This window comes from Pseudomonas sp. K5002 (genome assembly GCF_013386655.1).
GTDB lineage: Bacteria > Pseudomonadota > Gammaproteobacteria > Pseudomonadales > Pseudomonadaceae > Aquipseudomonas.
This window is the reverse complement of sequence record NZ_JACARK010000058.1, coordinates 1-3,451: the sequence shown is the minus strand read 5'-3', so window position 1 is coordinate 3,451 and position 3,451 is coordinate 1. Positions and strand designations below refer to the sequence as shown.

At 62.0% G+C, this 3,451-nt stretch carries 2 protein-coding genes; one reads left to right on the top strand and one right to left on the bottom strand.

The genetic code is table 11. The annotated features are described in order from the left end of the window. Positions 1 to 19: 19 nt before the first annotated feature. The gene (locus HX846_RS03845) at positions 20 to 406 is read right to left on the bottom strand and encodes a MarR family winged helix-turn-helix transcriptional regulator (protein WP_003207888.1); all 387 of its coding nucleotides are present in this window, start codon (positions 404 to 406) and stop codon (positions 20 to 22) included. Between the two features lie 309 nt (positions 407 to 715). Here HX846_RS03845 and HX846_RS03840 point away from each other — a divergent pair. Further along, positions 716 to 3,451 (top strand): efflux RND transporter permease subunit (locus HX846_RS03840; RefSeq protein ID WP_178964997.1); only part of this gene is annotated, 2,736 nt, incomplete at its 3' end.

Genomic DNA, 3,451 nt, shown 5'->3' with positions numbered 1-3,451 from the left:
CAAATAACGGATATGCCCCCTAACCCAACAACGCCCGAGCAAACTCATCAGACGCAATAAAGTCCATGGCCTTACGCAACTCGCAAGCCGCCTCAGCCCCAAACACCTCATCAAACCGCACCGCCATCTGCCTGGACACCACCCGCGCCTCTTCGTATTTACGCTGCCCCGCGTCGGTCAACAGCACCCGCCGGCTGCGACGGTCCAACTCATCCACCCGCAACACCACAAGCCCATCCCGCACCAGCGGCTTGAGCGTATGCCCCAGGGCCGACAAATCCATCACCAACGACTGCGCCAGGTCGCGCATCTTCGGAGCGTCCCCATTGGCGATGTGGTTCATCAGCGAATACTGGGTGGCCTTCAAACCAAACGGCGCAAACGCCTCGTCATAGATCTGCGCCATACGACGGGACGCGCGCCGCACGGCTCCGTTGGAACAGGTGCTCGGGCTATTCAGGACAGGCGGTGCGCATTTCACAGGCTGATCACTCGCTACAGATCAAGGGTTAACCGAACGTTAATCCGGCAAGATGAATATTGACACATGCTGCAACAAATTAGTTGCGTATGCCACTAAACGCTATATCGTGGCATATGCCTCTATTTTGACCGGATGTCAGTGCAGTTGGCCCGGAACACAGACGGGCGGGGCAGGAGGGAAGCGCTGTTCGGTACCTCCTTCAGTCATCAACTTCCTGTCTGGATCACATCTATGCTCAACCTCGTGCGCATCGCATTGCGGCGCCCCTATACCTTCCTGGTATTGGCTATTTTCATTCTGATTGTGGGCCCGCTCGCGGCCTGGCGTACACCGACCGACATCTTCCCCGAAATTCGCATCCCCGTGATTGCCGTGATCTGGCAGTACACCGGCTTGCCGCCCGACCAGATGGCCGGCCGCATCACCTCGCCGTTCGAGCGGGTGCTGACCACCACGGTCAACGACATCCGCCATATCGAGGCGCAATCGCTGAACGGCTACGGCATCGTCAAGGTGTTCTTCCAGCCGGGAGTCAACATCAGTACGGCCAACGCGCAGATGACTTCGGTGTCCCAGGCCATCCTGCGTCAACTGCCGCCGGGCACCACGCCGCCGCTGATCCTCAACTACAGCGCCTCGACAGTGCCGATCGTGCAGTTGGCGTTGTCCGGCAAAGGCCTCAGCGAACAGAAACTCGGTGACCTGGGCCTCAACACCGTGCGCCTGATGCTGACCACGGTGCCCGGTGCCGCACTGCCATACCCGTTCGGCGGCAAGACTCGCCAGGTGCAGATCGACCTCGACTCCGCACGCATGCAGGCCCGGGGCCTCTCGGCGCAGGACGTGGCCACTGCCCTGGCCACGCAGAACCTGATCACCCCGGTGGGCACGCAAAAGATCGGCAGCTACGAGTTCAACCTGCAACTGAACAACTCGCCGACGGACTTCCACGACCTGGAAAACCTGCCGATCAAGACCGCCGACGGCACCACCGTGTTGATCCGTGACGTGGCCACGGTGCGTGACGGCAACCCGCCGCAGACCAACATCGTGCATGTCAACGGCAACCGCTCCGTGCTGCTGCCGGTGCTCAAGACCGGTTCGGCGTCGACCCTCGGGGTGATCGCCGGGATCAAGGACAAACTGGCCGACAACAAAGGCGCCTTGCCGCCCAACCTGAATATCGACCTGATCGGCGACCAGTCGCTGTTCGTGCGCTCGGCCATCAGCGGCGTCGCCCGGGAAGGGATCATAGCGGCCGCGTTGACCAGCCTGATGATCCTGTTGTTCCTCGGTAGTTGGCGCTCCACGGTGATCATCGCCACGTCGATCCCATTGGCCATCCTGTCGTCGATTGCGACACTGTCGGCGCTAGGCGAAACCCTCAACATCATGACCCTCGGCGGCCTGGCATTGGCGGTGGGGATCCTGGTGGATGACGCTACGGTGACCATCGAAAACATCAACTGGCACCTGGAACAGGGCAAGCCGGTGGAGACGGCGATCCTCGACGGCGCGGCGCAGATCGTCACGCCGGCGTTCGTGTCGCTGCTGTGTATCTGCATCGTGTTTGTGCCGATGTTTTTCCTGGAAGGCGTGGCGCGCTTCCTGTTTGTGCCGATGGCCGAAGCGGTGATCTTCGCGATGATCGCCTCGTTCATCCTCTCGCGAACCCTGGTGCCGACCCTCGCCAATTACCTGCTCAAGCCTCACGAACATCATGCGGACGGTACGCCAGTGGTGGCGCCGTCGAGCAACCCGCTGGTGAAATTCCAGCGCGGGTTCGAGCGCCAGTTCGAGGCGTTTCGCGGGGTTTACCACGGGGCACTGGAGAGTGCCTTGCACCACCGCCGTATCGCGGTGATCGCGATGCTGGCGTTCGTCGCTGTGTCGTTTGCGCTGGTGCCATTCCTGGGTCGCAACTTCTTCCCCGACGTCGACTCCGGGCAGATCCTGTTGCATGTGCGTGCACCGATCGGCACGCGGGTCGAGAGCAATGCGCGGCTGGTCTCGCAGATCGAGAACACCATTCATAACGTGATCGAGCCCCGGGAGCTGGCGGCCATCGTCGACAATATCGGCCTGGCCATCAGCGGGATCAACGTGGCCTACAACAACACCGGCACCGTGGGTTCACAGGACAGCGACATCCAGATCAGCCTGAAAGAGGGCCATCGTCCCACCGCCGAATACATGCGCGAACTGCGGGAGCGGCTGCCCCGTGAATTCCCGAATGCGGTGTTCTCGTTCCCGGCTTCGGACATCGTCGGGCAGATCCTCAACTTCGGTTCTTCGGCGCCGGTGGATGTGCAAGTCAGCGGCAATAACCTGCCCGCCAACTTCACCTACGCCAGCACGTTGCTGCGGGAAATCCGGCGGGTGCCGGGTGTGGTGGATGCGCGTATCCAGCAGTCGCGGCAACTGCCCACGTTCAAGATCGATGTGGACCGTACCCAGGCCCAACTGGTGGGCCTGAACGAGCGCGATGTGACCAACAGCCTGGTGGTCAACCTGGCGGGTTCCAGCCAGGTGGCGCCGACGTTCTGGCTCAACCCGGCCAACGGCGTGTCTTATCCGATTGTGATGCAAACCCCGCAGTACGGCCTCGACACCCTGGCCGCCCTGCATAACCTGCCGTTGAGCGGCAGCCCCGGTTCGGCGCAAGACCAGACCCTCGGCGGCCTGGCGTCCATCGAACGCAGCCACGCGAACTCGGTGGTGACCCAGTCGGACATCCAGCCGGTGGTCGAGGTGTTGACCGCAATCCAGGGCCGCGACCTCGGTGCCGTTGCCGCCGACATCCAGAAGATCATCGCCGCCCACGCCAGCGAAGTGCCCACCGGCTCCAAGGTGCTGTTGCAGGGTCAGGTGCAAACCATGAACGCGGCCTTCAGTGGCTTGCTGTTTGGCCTGCTTGGCGCGGTGGTGCTGATCTACCTGCTGATCGTGGTCAACTTCCAGTCCTGG